The sequence below is a fragment of the Paenibacillus phyllosphaerae genome (assembly GCF_014192105.1).
Taxonomy (GTDB): domain Bacteria; phylum Bacillota; class Bacilli; order Paenibacillales; family Paenibacillaceae; genus Paenibacillus_Z; species Paenibacillus_Z phyllosphaerae.
Map to the genome: position 1 here is coordinate 686,788 of NZ_JACHXK010000002.1, position 17,753 is coordinate 704,540.

At 51.2% G+C, this 17,753-nt stretch carries 17 protein-coding genes; all 17 read left to right on the forward strand.

Annotated features, from left to right (window positions below; genetic code table 11):
• The first annotated feature begins 54 nt into the window (after positions 1-54).
• The 17 genes from yfmF (at position 55) to FHS18_RS07485 (ending at position 17,752) form a co-directional block, all read left to right on the forward strand.
• On the forward strand, positions 55-1,335 hold the full coding sequence (gene yfmF / locus FHS18_RS07405) for an EF-P 5-aminopentanol modification-associated protein YfmF (protein WP_183598512.1): 1,281 nt from the start codon (positions 55-57) through the stop codon (positions 1,333-1,335).
• 5 nt (positions 1,336-1,340) lie between these two features.
• Positions 1,341-2,627, forward strand: a complete 1,287-nt coding sequence (gene yfmH, locus FHS18_RS07410) for an EF-P 5-aminopentanol modification-associated protein YfmH (RefSeq protein ID WP_183598514.1) — start codon at positions 1,341-1,343, stop codon at positions 2,625-2,627.
• A gap of 14 nt (positions 2,628-2,641) precedes the next feature.
• Positions 2,642-3,370: an elongation factor P 5-aminopentanone reductase gene (gene ymfI / locus FHS18_RS07415; protein ID WP_183598720.1), complete on the forward strand. Its 729-nt coding sequence runs from the start codon at positions 2,642-2,644 to the stop codon at positions 3,368-3,370.
• 137 nt (positions 3,371-3,507) lie between these two features.
• Positions 3,508-3,753: a DUF3243 domain-containing protein gene (locus FHS18_RS07420; RefSeq protein ID WP_183598516.1), complete on the forward strand. Its 246-nt coding sequence runs from the start codon at positions 3,508-3,510 to the stop codon at positions 3,751-3,753.
• A gap of 162 nt (positions 3,754-3,915) precedes the next feature.
• The gene (locus tag FHS18_RS07425) at positions 3,916-4,680 is read left to right on the forward strand and encodes a DUF3388 domain-containing protein (protein WP_183598518.1); all 765 of its coding nucleotides are present in this window, start codon (positions 3,916-3,918) and stop codon (positions 4,678-4,680) included.
• Between the two features lie 18 nt (positions 4,681-4,698).
• Positions 4,699-5,646, forward strand: coding sequence for a helix-turn-helix domain-containing protein (locus FHS18_RS07430; RefSeq protein WP_183598520.1), 948 nt, complete (start codon positions 4,699-4,701; stop codon positions 5,644-5,646).
• Positions 5,647-5,779: 133 nt separating this feature from the next.
• Positions 5,780-6,271 (forward strand): YajQ family cyclic di-GMP-binding protein, encoded by a 492-nt coding sequence (locus FHS18_RS07435; RefSeq protein ID WP_183598522.1) that lies wholly within the window; start codon positions 5,780-5,782, stop codon positions 6,269-6,271.
• Positions 6,272-6,403: 132 nt separating this feature from the next.
• Positions 6,404-7,729 (forward strand): 30S ribosomal protein S12 methylthiotransferase RimO, encoded by a 1,326-nt coding sequence (rimO, locus tag FHS18_RS07440; RefSeq protein ID WP_183598524.1) that lies wholly within the window; start codon positions 6,404-6,406, stop codon positions 7,727-7,729.
• A 3-nt stretch (positions 7,730-7,732) separates the two neighbouring features.
• Positions 7,733-8,311 (forward strand): CDP-diacylglycerol--glycerol-3-phosphate 3-phosphatidyltransferase, encoded by a 579-nt coding sequence (gene pgsA, locus FHS18_RS07445; RefSeq protein WP_183598526.1) that lies wholly within the window; start codon positions 7,733-7,735, stop codon positions 8,309-8,311.
• An 86-nt stretch (positions 8,312-8,397) separates the two neighbouring features.
• Positions 8,398-9,654, forward strand: a complete 1,257-nt coding sequence (locus FHS18_RS07450) for a competence/damage-inducible protein A (RefSeq protein WP_183598528.1) — start codon at positions 8,398-8,400, stop codon at positions 9,652-9,654.
• A 227-nt stretch (positions 9,655-9,881) separates the two neighbouring features.
• A complete protein-coding gene (gene recA / locus FHS18_RS07455; RefSeq protein ID WP_183598530.1) occupies positions 9,882-10,937 on the forward strand; it encodes a recombinase RecA in 1,056 nt (351 codons plus the stop codon).
• Between the two features lie 84 nt (positions 10,938-11,021).
• On the forward strand, positions 11,022-11,726 hold the full coding sequence (locus FHS18_RS07460) for a RecX family transcriptional regulator (protein WP_183598532.1): 705 nt from the start codon (positions 11,022-11,024) through the stop codon (positions 11,724-11,726).
• Between the two features lie 200 nt (positions 11,727-11,926).
• Positions 11,927-13,465, forward strand: coding sequence for a ribonuclease Y (rny, locus tag FHS18_RS07465; protein ID WP_183598534.1), 1,539 nt, complete (start codon positions 11,927-11,929; stop codon positions 13,463-13,465).
• 93 nt (positions 13,466-13,558) lie between these two features.
• The gene (locus FHS18_RS07470) at positions 13,559-14,353 is read left to right on the forward strand and encodes a TIGR00282 family metallophosphoesterase (RefSeq protein WP_183598536.1); all 795 of its coding nucleotides are present in this window, start codon (positions 13,559-13,561) and stop codon (positions 14,351-14,353) included.
• A gap of 141 nt (positions 14,354-14,494) precedes the next feature.
• Complete coding sequence (locus FHS18_RS07475) at positions 14,495-14,755, forward strand: stage V sporulation protein S (protein ID WP_006286829.1); 261 nt, start codon at positions 14,495-14,497, stop codon at positions 14,753-14,755.
• Positions 14,756-14,868: 113 nt separating this feature from the next.
• Entirely contained in the window at positions 14,869-15,834 is a 966-nt protein-coding gene (locus FHS18_RS07480; protein WP_183598538.1) for a dipeptidase, read from the forward strand.
• A 178-nt stretch (positions 15,835-16,012) separates the two neighbouring features.
• A complete protein-coding gene (locus FHS18_RS07485) occupies positions 16,013-17,752 on the forward strand; it encodes a 2-oxoacid:acceptor oxidoreductase subunit alpha (RefSeq protein ID WP_183598540.1) in 1,740 nt (579 codons plus the stop codon).
• Position 17,753: the final 1 nt, after the last annotated feature.

Genomic DNA, 17,753 nt, shown 5'->3' on the forward strand with positions numbered 1-17,753 from the left:
TGGAATAGATTTACACTGACTTTAAAACCAGAGCGGAAGGGGAAAGCGAGAAGCGTGACCAAATCCCGATTTGAACGAGGACAGATGAACCGCATTCGTCTTCACGTCCTCCCGACTAAAAGATTCAAGACGTTTTCCATATCTCTGTATGCCGGGTTGCCTCTTAAAGAAGAGACCGTTACTCCGGTAGCGCTTATTCCCTTCGTGCTTCGCCGCGGGACGGCTTCGACACCGGAAACCATTGCCTTCCGCGAACGTTTAGATGACCTGTATGGAGCGGGTTTTGGGTTTGATATCTATAAGCGCGGCGATGCGCAGATCGTCCAGTTCCGTCTGGATGTCATCAACGACCGTTTCGTCTCATCGGATCAACCACTGCTCTCCGAGTCGCTTCAACTGTTAGGCGAGGTGCTGACGGCGCCAGCTCTAGAGAATAACACGTTCCGTTCAAAGTATGTGGAAGCGGAGAAAGAAACGCTGCGCAAACGTCTGGACGCGATCATTAATGATAAAATACGTTACGCCGCTGAGCGCTGCATCGAGGAAATGTGCAGCGACGAGCCTTATCGGCTGCATGCTCTCGGTCAACGTTCCGATATTGATGCCATTACGGCTGAATCGTTAACGCAGCAGTATCGCAACTGGTTGGCAGAGGCATCCTTCGATCTTTATGTTGTCGGCGATACGACATTGGAAGAAGTGGAATCGCTCGTTAGCCGCGCGTTCCAGATTGGAGCCGGAGAACCGGCTGCCTATCAGCGCTCAGCTGCACCTAGAGCGGTGGATGAAGTGAAGACGGTTATCGAACAGATGGATGTCAGCCAAGGCAAACTCAATATGGGTCTTCGGACGCATACGACATATGCGGACGATGATTATCCGGCCGCGCTGTTGTTTAACGGGATTCTAGGCGGATATCCGCATTCGAAGCTGTTCCTCAATGTCAGGGAAAAGGCTAGTCTTGCGTATTACGCAGCGTCCCGGTTTGATGGGCATAAAGGCATTTGTACGATTCAGTCGGGTATCGAAATTGATAACTTCGAGCGTGCGACTGCCATTATTAAAGAACAGCTCGACAGTATGCGTGCCGGCAACTACAGCGAGCTGGAGCTCAGCCAGACGAAGGCGATGATCGCCAACCATCTCCGTGAGCTGAAAGACTCAGCCAATGAGATGATTGCATACGATTTCAACGCCGTGCTTTCCGGCCGGGAACGCACATCGGAAGAGCTGCTCGAGCTTGTTCAGAATGTCACGAGCGAGCAGATTTCGCAAGTCGCTCGCAAGACCGAGCTGGATACGATTTATTTCCTGCGTGATCGGAAGGAGGCCTAAAGTCCATGGAAGTATTGTCCTACCCCGGCGTTCAGGAGACGCTGTATCGTGAAGTGATGCCTAATGGGCTCGAAGTCGTAGTGCTGCCTAAGGAAGGCTTCAGTAAAACTTATGCCACCTTCTCCACGCGTTACGGTTCGATCGACAATCGATTTGCCGTCGGTGACAGCGAGCCGATTTCCGTACCGGACGGAATCGCTCATTTTCTCGAGCATAAGATGTTCGAGGAGCCGACTGGAGATATTTTCGCTACATTTGCCTCGCAGGGCGCTTCGGCGAACGCATATACGAGCTTTGACCGGACCGTCTATCTGTTTTCGGCCACTGAGCAAATAGAAGCCAATCTCGAAACCTTGATTAATTTCGTCCAGAGCCCGTATTTCACCGACGAGAACGTAGAGAAAGAAAAAGGGATTATCGAGCAGGAAATCAACATGTATCGCGACAATGCGGATTGGCGCGTTTATTTTGGCCTGATCGATGCGCTGTACCAGAAGCATCCGATTCATATCGATATTGCCGGTACGGCCGAATCGATCCGTCAGATTACGAAAGAAACGCTTTACAGCTGTTACGAGACGTTCTATCACCCGTCGAATATGTTTTTGTTCATCGTAGGCGGCGTCGATGCGGAGAAAGTGTTGGAGCTCGTTCGCAACAACCAAGCGAAGAAAGACTTTTCGCCGCAAGGCGAAATTAAGCGTTTCTTTGATCCGGAGCCGGAAGCGGTCAAAACCGCTCGCAAAACGGCGGTACTGCCCGTTTCGCTCCCTAAGTGCCTCTTCGGCTTCAAGGAAAATCGCGCGCCATTAGCTGCCGAAGAGCTGCTCCGGTCCGAGATTGCCACCAAGCTCATGCTTGATACGCTGCTAGGCTCGAGCTCCCCGATCTATCATGCGCTGTATGATGATAATTTGATTTCCGATTCGTTCGGTCATGAGTTCAACAGCAGCCATGACTACGCATTCTCCGTTATCGGCGGCGAAACTCGTAATCCGGATGAGCTGCTGGCCCGTCTGCGCACGGCGATCGAAGAAGCGAGAGTGAACGGCATAAGTTCGGGGTCGTTCGAACGGACGAAACGGAAGAAAATCGGCGGATACCTCAGACTTCTGAATTCCCCAGAAGCCATTGCCGGCGAATTTACCCGTTACCGCTTCCGCGGTGCGGATCTGTTCAAGTTGATTCCCGTCTATGAGAGCATTACGCTGGAGGAAGTTAACGAACGGTTGCGTAATCATTTCAACTGGGATCTGATGGCGGTCTCGATTGTTTCGAAGGATCCTGCTTGAAATCATTGAAAGAAATGACGGTTCTTGTGACCGGGGGAAGCCGCGGGATTGGCGCTGCGATTGCGCGCCGTTTCGCGGCCGAGTCCATGAATATCGTCATCCATTATATGCAATCGCATGAAGCGGCGAACGAAACCGCCCGAAGCTGTATGCGAATGGGTTCGGAGGTCATGACCGTTGCTGCGGATCTACGCTCGAAGGAACAGATTCTTCGTATGCGCGAGAAGCTGGAAGCACGGGGCATGTTGCCCGATATCCTCGTTAATAATGCCGGAATCGCTCATTACGGCATGCTCTCAGATGTGACGGAAGACGAATGGGACGATGTCATGTCGGTTAATCTCAAGGGAATGTTCCTGAGTACCCAGATGTTCATGCCGAGCATGATCTCGCAGCGGTATGGCCGAATCATTAACGTCTCTTCCATATGGGGCATGTCTGGCGCTTCTTGCGAAGTGTTATATTCAACGACGAAGGGCGGCATGAACGCCTTTACGAAGGCGCTTGCCAAGGAGCTTGCGCCATCGGGTGTAACGGTGAACGCGGTCGCTCCGGGAGCGGTTGACACGGTTATGTTGGACAACCTGGATGCTTCGGAGAAGCAGGCACTCGAATCCGAAATTCCGCTTGGGCGATTTGCCCAACCCGATGAGATCGCCTCATTGGTTTATTTCCTTTCGCTCCCTGAATCATCTTATATTACCGGTCAGATTATTAGCCCGAACGGCGGCTGGCTGACGTAACGAGGCTTTTTGTGATCGGATTAATCTATGTTTGAAACTTTTGGACAGGCCCTCTCGTCGTATAAGAGTAGCCCCTTGCGCGTACAATACGACTGTTGCCGGTTAACGGTTAAACGCCAAAGGAGGGCCTTAAGACGATGACAACTGTACTTACTAGCTTCGACACATGGAAACAGTTTCTGTCCGAGCGCGTTGAGCAAGCGAAGAAGCTTGGCTTGAACGAGGATACGATTGCGAATCTTGCGTTCGAAATCGGTTCTTTCCTTGATGAGCGCGTCGATCCGAAAAACGACGAGCAGCGCATCCTGAAAGAAATTTGGGATGTAGGTAACGAAGAGGAAAGAAAAACGATTGCAAGATTGATGCTGAAGCTGGTTAACTAATCCATTAGGCTTGCATGCGAAAAGCCTCTCGTAGCGGGAGGCTTTTCTGCAATATTCTTTTGAAACCATTGCAGGAAAAAGACGAATATTGTAGAATATTCTTTCTGGATAGGGCTTAAAATTGACGGATAAGGGACTACGGCTCCCTGGACGAGGTGTCTCATGGAATACAAACAGTGGTATATGGAATATAAGATACATAAGAATCGGCCAGGCTTGCTGGGCGACATCGCTTCCTTGCTTGGGATGCTTGAAGTGAACATACTTACGATCAACGGCGTCGAGAACCGTACGCGCGGGATGCTGCTTCAGACGAATGATGAAGAGAAGATTGAAATTCTCGGCCGGATGCTTCAGAAGGTAGAGAATATCACGGTCACGAAGCTTCGTTCTCCGCGACTGGTCGATATTCTGGCCGTTCGGCATGGTCGTTATATTGAGAGAGACTCCGATGATCGCAAGACATTCCGTTTCACAAGGGACGAACTAGGACTTCTCGTCGACTTCCTTGGCGAAGTATTCAAGCGTGAGGGCAATCAGGTCATCGGCCTGCGGGGGATGCCGCGTGTAGGCAAGACCGAATCGATTATTGCCGGCAGCGTATGTTCGAACAAACGTTGGACGTTCGTCTCCTCGACGCTGCTCCGCCAGACGGTTCGCAGCCAGCTGTCCGAGGAAGAGATGAACGCGAACAACATCTTCATTATCGATGGAATTGTAAGCACAATCCGTTCCAATGAGAAGCACTACAGCTTGCTGCAGGAGATTATGGCCATGCCATCGACGAAGGTTATCGAGCATCCGGATATTTTCGTGAAAGAATCGGCTTATGATTACAGCACTTTTGATTACATTATCGAATTGCGCAATACGCCGGACGAAGAGATCAATTACGATTCGTTCACCGCTCACTACAACGATTTTTAATACAAGGGAGGTGTGGTCATGTCGGATTTAGGCGCCCTGCTGAAGAAAGCGCGGGAGCAGCGTGGATTGTCGCTGGATGATGTGCAGGATTTGACGAAAATTCGGACACGTTATCTGGAAGCGATCGAGGAAGGGAATCATTCGGTCCTTCCCGGCTCGTTCTATGTGCGCGCCTTCGTGAAGAATTACGCCGAGAACGTCGGTCTGGACGCCGACGAAGTATTGCGATTGTACCAACATGAAATGCCGGCGCCTGCGCCGGAGCCGGTCGTCGAAACCGTTCAGCGTCCACGCCGATCTCAGGTTCATGCAACCGACCGTTGGAGCAGATGGGGCTTCCGTACGCTCATGTGGTCGTTTCTCATCCTCATCGTCGTCATCGTGTATGTCTTCTATATCAGTAAACCTGCGGATAATGTAGATACCGCCGATGATCAGACGAAGATGACCGAGAACGCGGAACCGCCTAAAGCGGAGGAACCGGCAAATCAAGGGACAACGAACGGGCAGAATGCGACGCCTGCAGAGACGGTAACGCCTGATCCTGTCGTGCCTGAGACGCCGACGATCTCGGCTCCGGTACTGGAGAAGACCTCTGGCAGTACGGACTACTATACGTTAGGCGCAGCGGAGAAACATACGGTAGAGATCAAATCTGTCGGGGATGCAGGAGCCACTACATGGCTTGGCGTTCGAGCGAAGGACAAGAGCGGCAAGTATCTGCTGAATATGAATCTAGATACCGGGAAGTCAGAGACGCTCGAGATCGCCGGACCCTTCTACATTACGTTTGCCAAAGCGCATCTGATTGAAGTTACTGTAGACGGTACGCCGATCCCAGACGGTGATAAGACGAAGACCCACAAGTTCCAATTCAATGAATCGGAGAATGCAGCGGGCAACAGCGCTGCCGGGACTGGGACTACAGAGACGCAAACGGACGCAACGGGAACATCTACGCCATAACGCACTGTCTCTTTATCCTACGAGCGGCAATATAAGGCACTCACCCAGTGGCTGGCAAGGGTGGGTGCCTTTTCTTGTGTTCTCGAATCAGGTATAATACGTGACGTGAGATTGTTATAGAGGAGTTGGACAAGTGAGTTCGGAAAGTTCATTTGATATTGTTTCGAAAGTGGACATGCAGGAGCTGAGCAATGCCATTACGCAAGCGGAACGCGAAATCGATACGCGTTTCGATCTTAAAGGCACCAAGAGCAGCATTTCCTTAGAGAAGGACAACCTGATCGTCGCGTCTGACGATGATTATAAACTCGGTATTGTCCTCGACATCCTGCAGTCGAAGATGATCAAACGCGGCGTGCCGATCAAGAATCTGGAGTACGGCAAGATCGAGCCGGCTTCCGGTCAGACGGTTCGCCAGAAGATCCGCCTTAAGAGCGGGATTGAGCAAGATGTATCCAAGAAGATCAACGTGCTCATCCGCGATTCGAAGCTGAAGGTGAAAAGCCAGGTTCAAGGCGATCAACTCCGTGTAACCGGCAAGAGCAAAGATGATCTGCAAGCCGTTATGCAACTGCTTCGCGGAGCTGATCTGGCAATCGATCTTCAATTTACCAACTTTAAATAAACTGGTTGCCTCAAGCCAAAGTCCCGCGCTTCCTGCATGTCAGGAAATCGGGACTTTTTGCTATTTTTGACACTGCCAATACCTTGTATTATACTTGAAACGATAGCTTTTTCGGAAAGGGATATGGGGTCCATGACGGAACGAGTTAAGGTTGTAACGCTTGGGTGCGAGAAGAACCTGGTTGACTCTGAGATCATGTCCGGTCTCATCCATGAACGTGGATACCGCCTTGTCGATCAGGCGGACGACGCGACAGTGATCATTGTCAATACATGCGGGTTTATCGATGCGGCTAAGGAAGAATCGGTCAATACGATTCTCGAGATGACCGACTTGAAGGACACCGGACGATTGAAAGCGCTCATCGTATCCGGTTGTTTGACGCAGCGATATAAGAAGCAGCTCATGGAAGAGATGCCGGAGCTCGACGGAATCGTTGGTACCGGCGATTTTCACCACATCAATGATATTGCTGACGAGGCGCTTCGCGGCAAACGGCCCGTGAAAGTGGGGAATCCTGCTTTTGATTATGATCAGCAGCTCCCGCGCATGACGTCTACGCCTCGTCATACCGCCTGTCTGAAGATTGCGGAGGGCTGCGATAATGCATGCACCTTCTGTTCGATTCCGATCATGCGCGGTGCCTTCCGAAGCCGTTCGATCGAATCGGCCGTGGCCGAGGCGTCTAATCTAGCCTCGCAAGGCGTGAGGGAGATAAGTCTGATCGCTCAGGATTCGACCAACTATGGGACGGATCTGTACGATAAGTTCATGCTGCCTGAGTTGCTGAACCGCGTCAGCGAGGTGGAAGGGATCGATTGGGTACGGCTTCATTATGAATATCCCGGTTTCTTTACCGATGAACTGATAGATGTGATTGCCTCGAATCCGAAAGTGTGCAATTATATCGATATGACCCTGCAGCATAGCGAAGACCGAATTCTCAAAAGGATGCGCCGCCCTGGCCATCAGCGTGATGTCAGGGAGCTTGTGGCGAAGATCCGTTCCCGTATCCCGGACGTTGCTCTGCGCACATCGATGATCGTCGGTTCCCCTGGCGTGACGGATGATGACTTTAATCAGCTGTGCGAGTTTATACGGGAGATTCAGTTTGACCGTTTAGGGGTATTCACTTATTCAGCTGAAGAGGATACGCCGGCTGTCCGTCTGCCGGATCATGTCCCTGATGAAGTGAAGGAATGGCGTGCCAATACGCTAATGGAGATACAACGAGAGGTTTCGAAGATGAACAGCGGAAAATATGTGGGACGCGAAGTGAATGTGCTTGTTGAGCGATATGATGGACGAAGCGACGTATATATAGGGCGATCGGAATATGATGCGCCTGAAATTGATGGCGAAGTGTTTATCTCGAACTGCAGCGCAGCAATCGGCGAACTTCAAAAGGTGCGAATTACGCATGCTTATGAATTCGATATGTCCGGGGAGGGCGTCTAGGTCGTGAATTTAGCTAACAGAATAACACTAGCCCGTATTTTTTTGGTGCCGATCATTATGTTTTTGCTTCTGATCAATGTCGATCTGGAACCTCTTACTTTTGAGGACTTCTCGATTACATGGAATCAGATTCTAGCTGCGCTCATTTTTATTGTGGCGGCAAGCACAGATGGTCTGGACGGGTACATAGCAAGGAAGAACAAGATTGTCACGAATTTAGGGAAGTTGTTGGATCCGCTGGCCGACAAACTGCTTGTTGCCGCGGTACTGATTTCCTTGGTGGAGATGGATAAGGTTGATGCCTGGATTGCCATCGTCATCATTAGCCGCGAATTCGCCGTTACGGGATTGCGCCAAATTGCCTTGCTGGAAGGATCGGTTCTGGCCGCCTCTGCCTGGGGAAAGTGGAAGACAGCCGTTCAAATCACGATGATCATTGCACTGCTGCTGAACAATTTCCCGTTTACGTTTATCGATTTCCGATTTGACCTGATTTCCAGCTGGGCTGCGGCACTTATAACGGTATATTCGGGCATCGATTATTTCATTAAGAATAAGAATCTGATTCCGCTAACGGAATAGGACATCACGGACAAAGCATCACCTTTGGCGCGCAGGCGAAAGAGGTGGTGCTTTCATCATATTAGGATTGGAGCTGTGACTGACGTATGCGTGCTGAAATTATCGCGGTAGGGACCGAATTGCTGCTTGGACAAACCGTTAATACGAATGCGGCCTATATCTCGCAAGGCTTGGCTGAACTTGGCATCGACGTTTATTTTCAGACCGTTGTAGGCGACAATGAAGGACGAATCCGTCAGGCGATCGAGCTGGCGCGTACGCGTGCTGAACTGATTGTGTTCACCGGCGGGCTTGGCCCAACGCAAGATGACCTGACGAAGGATGCGCTGGCCGCGCTGCTAGGCCGCCCGCTCAGTTTGCACGAACCGTCGATGGCCAAGATCGAACAGTTATTTGCTTCACGCGGACTTCATATGGTAGAGAGCAATAGAAGGCAAGCGAATATGATCGAAGGCAGCGAACCGTTGGAGAATACAGCGGGACTGGCCGTCGGGAATGGACTAACGGTAGATGGCATCCATTATTTGCTCCTGCCGGGTCCTCCCCGTGAGATGAGACCGATGTTCGATGGACCGGCCAAGGCATGGCTGCGCTCAATCGCGGGAGAGGATCGCAGGCTGTTCTCCCGAACGCTGAAATTCGCCGGGATTGGAGAGTCTTCGCTCGAAGAGGCGCTGATCGATCTCATTGAGCAGCAGACGGATCCGACGATTGCGCCTTATGCGAAGGAAGGCGAGGTCGCGATTCGGATTTCGACCAAAGCGGTGTCGGAGCTTGAGGCAGCAGAGCGTCTGGATGTGACAGAGGCCCAGATTAATGCGCGCGTCGGCAAGCATATTTTCGCGCGGGAGGATATTCCGCTGGAGGACGCCGTCGTTCGTCTTCTGCGAGGCGCCAGATTCAAGCTTGCCAGCAGCGAGAGCTTGACTGGCGGATTGTTTGCGGAGCTGATCACGAACATCCCAGGCAGCAGCGGAGAGTTTGTAGGCGGTGTCGTTACCTATACGAACATGATGAAGCATAAGCTGCTTGGCATTCCGCTAGCCCAGCTTGAAGGACCCGGAGCCCCAGGGGCTATCAGCGAGTCCACAGCTAAGCTAATGGCGGAGCGGGTAATGGAACTGACCGGTAGCGATTTTGGCGTTTCCCTGACCGGTGTGGCGGGGCCGGCAGAGTCGGAAGGCAAACCGGTGGGACTCGTATACTTCGGGATCGCGCAGCGCGGCAAACAGACGATCGTGCATACCGCTCATCTCAGCGGCAATCGTAACATTATCCGGGTGAGGGCGGCCAAGGCAGCGCTCTATCGGCTATGGCAGGTGCTTGCAGGAGTCGAAGCCTAGCAACGTAGGTCTTGGAATCGAAAGAATAGCTTGTCAAGCTTGGCGTATTCGATTATAATCGACATTAGTTGACGGAAGAACCGTGGCGAAGATTACTTTGCTGCGGTTCTTTTTTTGTCCATTTACGAGCTGGCAGAAAAAATAAGAATATATGTTCGTAAAAACTCTTGTCAACGCGAACGAAACAAGGTATCATTACATTATCAATCGAAAAGGGTGTGAATGCGTTGTCAGATCGTCGCGCAGCGCTCGAGATGGCTTTGCGTCAAATCGAGAAACAGTTTGGTAAAGGCTCAATTATGAAGCTTGGTGAATCTGCTAACATGACGGTTGAAACGGTTTCTAGCGGATCCCTAGCATTAGATATTGCTCTTGGAATTGGCGGTTTCCCAAGAGGTCGTATTATTGAAATCTACGGTCCGGAATCTTCCGGTAAGACTACAGTTGCACTCCATGCGATCGCGGAAGTGCAACGTTCTGGCGGACAAGCTGCATTCATCGATGCGGAGCATGCGCTTGATCCGCTTTATGCAAGCAAGCTTGGCGTTAATATCGACGAGTTGCTGCTGTCCCAGCCAGATACAGGCGAGCAAGCATTGGAGATTGCAGAGGCGCTCGTACGCAGCGGCGCGGTCGACATTATCGTCATCGACTCGGTTGCGGCGTTGGTTCCGAAGGCTGAGATTGAAGGCGAGATGGGCGATTCCCACGTAGGTCTCCAGGCTCGTCTGATGTCCCAAGCTTTGCGTAAACTTTCCGGTGCAATCAGCAAGTCGAAGACGATTGCCATCTTCATCAACCAGCTTCGCGAGAAGGTTGGCGTTATGTTCGGTAACCCGGAGACAACACCTGGCGGCCGTGCGCTTAAGTTCTACTCCAGCGTTCGTCTTGACGTACGCCGCGTAGAGACAATCAAGCAAGGTAACGACATGGTCGGTAACCGTACTCGGATAAAAGTCGTGAAGAACAAAGTAGCGCCTCCGTTCAAACAAGCGGAAGTCGATATTATGTACGGCGAAGGCATCTCCAAAGAAGGCAGCATCATCGACATCGGCGTTGAGATGGACATTGTCCAGAAGAGCGGGGCATGGTTCTCTTACAATGGCGAGCGTCTGGGTCAAGGCCGCGAGAATGCGAAGCAATTCTTGAAGGATCATAAGGAAATTTCCGGAACGATCGAGAATCAGATCCGTGAAGCGAGCAATCTTGCAAATGCGGCTGCGCTTAATGCAGGCAACTTCAGCCAGGATGATGATGAGGACGAGCCAGAATTCGATATGTAATAATAAGTTCATTTTTCATAGCAGACCAGAACGCCTGCAGGGCGTTTCTGGTCTGCTTTTGAATTCGGGAGGGGTAATAAGACGTTGAATGCGGCAGAAGAGCCTACAGCGCACACAGGACTCGTCCAGATCACGTCCATTGAGCAGGTGCGCAGAGAAAAGTATCGGTATCATCTGTTTGTGAATGGCGAGCAGGACGAGCCCTTTATGTCCGTCCACGAAGACATTATGATCAAATACCGGCTGCTGAAGGGGAGAGAGATTCACCCGGAAGAACTGAAAGAAATCGTAGAAGAGAATACGAAGCATAAGGCTTATACGCTCGGAATCGCTTATATCGGGATTAAGCCCCGGACGCATAAGGAACTTTCCCAATACTTGACCCGCAAGGGGATCGACGAACAGTCCATTGAACAGGCGATTGCGCGGCTCAGCCGGGAACGGCTTATTGATGATACGGATTATGCCAACCGCTTCGCGGCAGAACGACTGCGCAATCAGCTCAAGGGAAGACGCTTGCTGCAGCAAGAGCTGAGAATGAGAGGGATCGAGAAGGACACGGCAAGAAACGCAATCGATCGCCTGGACGACGATGAGGAGCTCGCAATGGCCATCCGGGCAGGCGGGAAGAAGTGGCCCTATCTGAAAGGCGAGCCTCGCGAGCGGAAGCATAAGCTGATGACCTTTCTTCTTCGAAGAGGATTTCCGGGACATGTAGTGAAAGCAGCTGTCACTCAGGTTATAAGTCAGCCGGAAGATGACGATGAATGGCAGATGCTTGACAACTGATTTTCACAAAAGATAAAATGAAAGATGTATTCCTTTATCATGAATCAATTTTCCTTCCAAAGATTGATTCGAAACGATCATTTTCGTCAAAAATCATGATTGTGAATGCGGGTTGAACACCGGCCAGAAACGTAACACAATGAAAACCAAATAACGACCCAAGCGTTTGACTTGGTGAGTGCAACGAGGAGGTGAGAAAGATGTGGTATATCTGGCTCCCGATCACCCTCCTTGTTGGCTTGATTTTCTTTGGGCTAGGCTATTATATTCGGAAGTCCATCGCCGAGGCCAAGATTCAAAGCGCTGAGCATGCCGCTAGTCAAATTGTTGACAGCGCACGCAAAGAAGCAGAAGCGCTGAAGAAAGAAACGGTCCTCGAAGCGAAGGACGAAGTCCACAAGCTCCGTACTGAGGCCGAGAGAGACATTCGCGAACGTCGTAATGAGGTACAGCGTCAAGAGCGACGGCTGGTCCAGAAGGAAGAGTCGTTGGATAAGAAAATAGAAGCGCTGGAACGCAAAGAAGAACAAGTGGCCAACAAAGAGAAACGGATCGAGGAAACACAGGAGACGATCGATTCGCTCTACAAGCAGCAGGTAAGCGAGCTGGAGCGCATCTCTAACCTGACTATGGACGAAGCCAAACAGATCATTCTGCAAAGTGTCGAGCAAGAGGTAAGGCACGAGACGGCACAGATGATCAAGGAAATCGAACAGCAGGCCAAAGAGGAAGCGGACAAAAAGGCACGCGATATTATATCCCTTGCTATCCAACGCTGTGCGGCGGATCACGTTGCAGAGACGACGGTTTCCGTTGTTGCTCTGCCGAACGAGGAAATGAAAGGCCGCATCATCGGACGCGAAGGCCGCAATATTCGCGCCTTGGAAACGTTGACCGGTATCGATCTTATCATCGACGATACGCCGGAAGCGGTCATCTTGTCAGGCTTTGACCCGATTCGCCGTGAAATCGCTCGCACCTCGCTGGAGAAACTCGTCGCAGACGGGCGGATCCATCCGGCGCGTATTGAAGAGATGGTTGAGAAGTCACGCCGTGAGGTTGATGAGCGCATCCGTGAATATGGTGAACAAGCAACTTTCGAAGTGGGCGTACATGGCTTGCATCCAGATCTGATCAAGATTTTGGGCCGGCTTAAGTACCGGACAAGCTATGGCCAGAACGTACTGAAGCATTCCATGGAGGTCGCTTACTTGACCGGTCTTATGGCAGCAGAGCTCGGCGAAGACGTTACGCTTGCGAAACGTGCCGGCCTTATGCATGACATCGGTAAAGCACTCGATCACGAGGTAGAAGGTTCGCACGTTGAGATTGGCGTCGAGCTTGCCAAGAAGTATAAAGAACATCCGGTTGTCATTAACAGTATCGCATCCCATCACGGAGATTGCGAGGCAACATCTGTTATTGCAATGCTTGTCGGCGCAGCAGATGCCTTATCTGCCGCACGTCCAGGCGCGAGAAGAGAGACGCTTGAGACATACATCAAGCGACTGGAGAAACTCGAGGATATTACCGAATCGTTCGAAGGCGTTGAGAAATCCTACGCCATCCAAGCAGGCCGTGAAGTTCGTGTCATGGTACAGCCGGACAAAATCGACGATACTGAGGCATTCCGCCTTGCACGCGATATTACGAAGAAAATCGAGAGCGAACTCGATTATCCGGGTCATATCAAGGTTACCGTTATCCGGGAAACCCGTGCAGTTGAATACGCCAAGTAATTCCATAAGAATCCAATTGGTAAAGTGGCTGCCCTGCAGCCACTTTACTGATTTTCTGGGGAATACTAGCGATGAAAGTGAGGGCTACATAAGATGAACGTACTTTTTATCGGGGATATTGTGGGCAGTGTAGGTAGGGCGGCGGTGAAGAAGGTGCTGCCGGCGCTTCGTTCCAAATATAACCCCCATATTATTATCGCCAATGGCGAGAATGCTGCTGCGGGCCGAGGCATAACGGCTGCAATCGTCAAAGAGCTCCTCGATGCCGGCGTCCATGGAATTACGATGGGGAACCACACGTGGGACAACAAAGATATTTTCGAGTGGATCGACGATGAGCCGAAGCTCGTGCGGCCAGCGAATTTCCCGGAAGGCGCACCAGGCCGCGGGGCAGCGATTATTAAAGCCAATGGCAAGGAACTGGGCATCATTAATCTGCAGGGGCGGACGTTCTTGCCGCCGATCGACTGTCCGTTCCGTGCAGCGGATGAGCTGATCGAGCAGATGCGCGAGAAAACAGCCTGCATCCTCGTTGATTTTCATGCCGAAGCGACTTCAGAGAAAATCGCTCTCGGTTGGCATTTGGATGGCCGTGCATCGCTCGTAGTCGGCACGCACACGCATGTGCAGACGAATGACGATCGTATTTTGCCGGGAGGTACCGCATATCTTACCGATGTAGGTATGTGCGGCCCGCGTGACGGAGTGCTCGGCATGGAGCGTACGGCAGTCATCCATAAATTCCAGACGCAGTTGCCGGTACGTTTCGTCGTCGATGAAGGCGATTGGCATTTTCATGCGGTATTAGTGGAGATCGACGAGTCGACAGGCAAGGCCAAACGAACGCAAAAAATCCGGATGACCGAGACGGATTTAATGATGATGTAGAATTTTGTTTTGAAAATATGAAAATTCTCGCAATTCGGAAGAGTTTGCTAACGGGGCGACCAGAAAGAAGGAATTTTATTACCTCTCTCGAATACTATCTAAATAGTGGTATTCATCCATCATTCCCGAGGAGGTACTTTCATGGAAGTCTTAAAAGTTTCAGCAAAGTCTAATCCAAATTCTGTAGCAGGGGCGCTGGCCGGTGTACTTCGTGAACGCGGCGCGGCCGAATTGCAGGCGATCGGGGCTGGTGCGTTGAATCAAGCAATTAAAGCAGTGGCCATCGCTCGCGGGTTTGTGGCTCCTAGCGGGGTGGATCTGATCTGCATTCCTGCATTCACGGACATTGTCATTGATGGAGAAGACCGCACTGCCATTAAGCTCATCGTTGAGCCAAGATAGTGCTGCTGCTATAAAGAGAACGTAATCTGGAACCTGTTTACGATGTAGACAGGTTTTTTGCTTTGTTTGCATGCTTTGCTTCACAACGCTATCGGCCGAAAGGATGCGGTGACATGAGTTTGAAGTTAAGGTCTGCTGATTTTCATTGCGATGTACTGATGAAGCTGCTTGAGGATGAGAGTCGCTCCTTCACGAACGAAGAAAGAACGGAGCTCGATGTAACGCTTCCAAAATTGCGGCAAGGCGGGTCTGTGCTGCAAACCTTTGCCATATATATTCCTGAACGAATGGAGAAATCGATGATGCCGATCCTGCAGAGCATCGATCTGTTCCAACGTAAGATCCTGACTTCACCATCCTTGAAATGGATCCGGACGCGCCAGGATGTGAACCAATTAAATGGAAGCGGTTCAATCGGCGCCTTGCTTTCATTGGAAGGGGCTGACGGCCTTCAAGGAGAGTTATCCATGCTGCGGATTCTGTATCAACTTGGCGTTCGGGCGGTAGGGCTAACATGGAACAGGGCGAACTGGGGAGCAGACGGCGTATTGGAGAATCGGCAAGGGGGGCTTACGGGCAAAGGGCGTGAGTTCGTGGCGGAATGTAACCGGCTGGGGATGTTGCTTGACGTATCGCATTTGAGCGACAAAGCGTTCTGGGATATGGTGGACATTACGAATAAGCCGCTCATTGCTTCGCACTCGAATGCAAGAACTATCTGCGATCATCCGCGCAACTTGACCGATGATCAAATTCGCGCCCTAATTGCAATGAATGGCAGAATCGGCGTTACCTTTGTTCCCCAGTTCGTCATTGCAGGGAGGACGGCTCGCGTGGATGATATCCTCTTGCACGTGGAGCATATTTGTACGCTTGGCGGCGAGAAGCATATCATGTTCGGATCGGACTTCGACGGAATCGAATCCCACGTTATGGGCTTGTCAAACCCGGGCGAATTGGAGAACCTACAGGAAGCGTTGCTGCAAAGGTATAACGAGGCGCTAGTGAGCGGTTTCATGGCACAAAATGCACTCGATTATCTGCTCGAACAGCTGCCTGCTGGCAGTAAAATACAGTAGGTTATATCACTTAAGAATATAAGTTTCATCTAAAAGTGTTATATTTAAATATCTGTTTTTCCCTTGCATTTTAACACCTACAGTCATAGAATTTACTTAATGTTAAATCGTAATAATCACATGTTATACTTATATGCTCGTTATCATTGCACGTTCGTCTAAAGAGGAGATGTTCATTTTGATTAGTCAATTGTCTTGGAAGATCGGGGGACAACAAGGGGAAGGCGTAGAAAGTACCGACCGAATCTTCTCGACGGCTCTTAACCGTCTTGGATACTACTTGTACGGATATCGGCATTTCTCATCCCGTATTAAAGGCGGCCATACGAACAACAAAATCCGGATTAGCACGCATCCGATTCGTGCGATCTCCGATGATCTTGATATATTGGTAGCATTCGATCAGGAAAGTATCGACCTCAACTCGCATGAGCTTCGCTCAGGCGGCGTTGTCGTTGCAGATGCGAAGTTCAATCCGGTACTGCCAGAGGGCGTAGATGCCCAGTTATTCGCAGTTCCGATTACGAAGATAGCCGAAGAGCTCGGCACATCGCTCATGAAGAACATGGTTGCTTCCGGCGCATCGTGGGCGCTGCTCGGCCTGCCGATTGAAGTATTCAACAAAGCGGTGGAAGAAGAGTTCGGACGCAAAGGTCCGGCGATCGTGGAGAAGAACGTCGAAGCGGTTAAACGCGGCGCGGAGTTCGTCCTCGAACAAGCAGGCGGACCGCTGGATGCTTTCAAGCTGGACGAAGCGGACGGCAAGCAGAAGCTATTCATGATCGGCAACGAAGCGATTGGTCTTGGTTCGGTCGCAGCAGGCTGCCGCTTGATGTCGGCCTATCCGATTACGCCGGCTTCGGAAATCATGGAGTATTTGATCAAGAAGCTGCCTAAATTCGGCGGTACAGTCGTACAAACCGAAGACGAGATTGCGGCCGTAACGATGGCCATTGGCGCTAACTATGCGGGCGTGCGTACGATGACTGCTTCCGCAGGTCCTGGTCTGTCGCTAATGATGGAAGCAATCGGCCTTGCAGGGATGACCGAACAGCCGCTTGTCATCGTCAACACGCAGCGTGGCGGTCCTTCGACCGGCCTGCCGACGAAGCAGGAACAATCCGACTTGAACGCAATGGTATACGGGACGCATGGCGAGATACCGAAGATCGTTATTGCACCTGCCTCGATCGAGGACTGTTTCTACGATATGATCGAAGCATTTAACCTTTCTGAGCAATACCAGGTACCGGTTATCGTGATGACTGACCTTCAGCTTTCCTTGGGCAAGCAGTCCTGTGAAGAGCTGGATCTGTCCACGGTGACGATCAACCGCGGCAAACTGGTCCGCGAGAGCGAACTGCCGGAGCTGGAGACGCATCAACTGTTCAAACGTTATGAATTAACGGAAGACGGCGTATCTCCGCGCGTTATTCCAGGCGACAAGCATGGTCTGCACCATGTAACGGGCGTTGAACATGACGAGACGGGTCGTCCGTCCGAGAATGCCGGGAATCGTCTGCGTATGATGGATAAACGTCTGAACAAGCTGAACGGTCTGCAAATTCGGGATGCTGTTCGCAGCGACTCGCCGCATGACGCAGCCGACCTGCTCATTATTGGCATGGGGTCGACGGGCGGTACGATCGATGAAGCCCGAAGCCGCTTGGCTGAAGAGGGAGTATCGTCGAACCATATTACGATCCGCCAGATTCATCCGTTCCCGACAGAGCTGGTGAAAGCAGAACTTAACAAGGCGAAGAAGGTTATTATTCTTGAGAACAATGCGACGGCGCAATTGGCAGCGCAAGTGAAGTTGTATGCAGGCGGCGCGGACAAAATCAAGAGCGTGCTCAAATACGACGGCAATCCATTCCTGCCTTCCGAAGTGCACCAAGCTTGCAAGGAGTTGAACTAAG

Bases quoted from the DNA above. Each gene is read 5' to 3' on its own strand.
- FHS18_RS07420 (WP_183598516.1), top strand. From the start codon at position 3,508: ATGACAACTGTACTTACTAGCTTCGACACATGGAAACAGTTTCTGTCC.
- FHS18_RS07475 (WP_006286829.1), top strand. From the start codon at position 14,495: ATGGAAGTCTTAAAAGTTTCAGCAAAGTCTAATCCAAATTCTGTAGCA.
- FHS18_RS07470 (WP_183598536.1), top strand. From the start codon at position 13,559: ATGAACGTACTTTTTATCGGGGATATTGTGGGCAGTGTAGGTAGGGCG.
- rny (WP_183598534.1), top strand. From the start codon at position 11,927: ATGTGGTATATCTGGCTCCCGATCACCCTCCTTGTTGGCTTGATTTTC.
- FHS18_RS07430 (WP_183598520.1), top strand. From the start codon at position 4,699: ATGTCGGATTTAGGCGCCCTGCTGAAGAAAGCGCGGGAGCAGCGTGGA.
- yfmH (WP_183598514.1), top strand. From the start codon at position 1,341: ATGGAAGTATTGTCCTACCCCGGCGTTCAGGAGACGCTGTATCGTGAA.
- rimO (WP_183598524.1), top strand. From the start codon at position 6,404: ATGACGGAACGAGTTAAGGTTGTAACGCTTGGGTGCGAGAAGAACCTG.
- FHS18_RS07450 (WP_183598528.1), top strand. From the start codon at position 8,398: ATGCGTGCTGAAATTATCGCGGTAGGGACCGAATTGCTGCTTGGACAA.
- FHS18_RS07425 (WP_183598518.1), top strand. From the start codon at position 3,916: ATGGAATACAAACAGTGGTATATGGAATATAAGATACATAAGAATCGG.
- ymfI (WP_183598720.1), top strand. From the start codon at position 2,642: ATGACGGTTCTTGTGACCGGGGGAAGCCGCGGGATTGGCGCTGCGATT.
- FHS18_RS07480 (WP_183598538.1), top strand. From the start codon at position 14,869: ATGAGTTTGAAGTTAAGGTCTGCTGATTTTCATTGCGATGTACTGATG.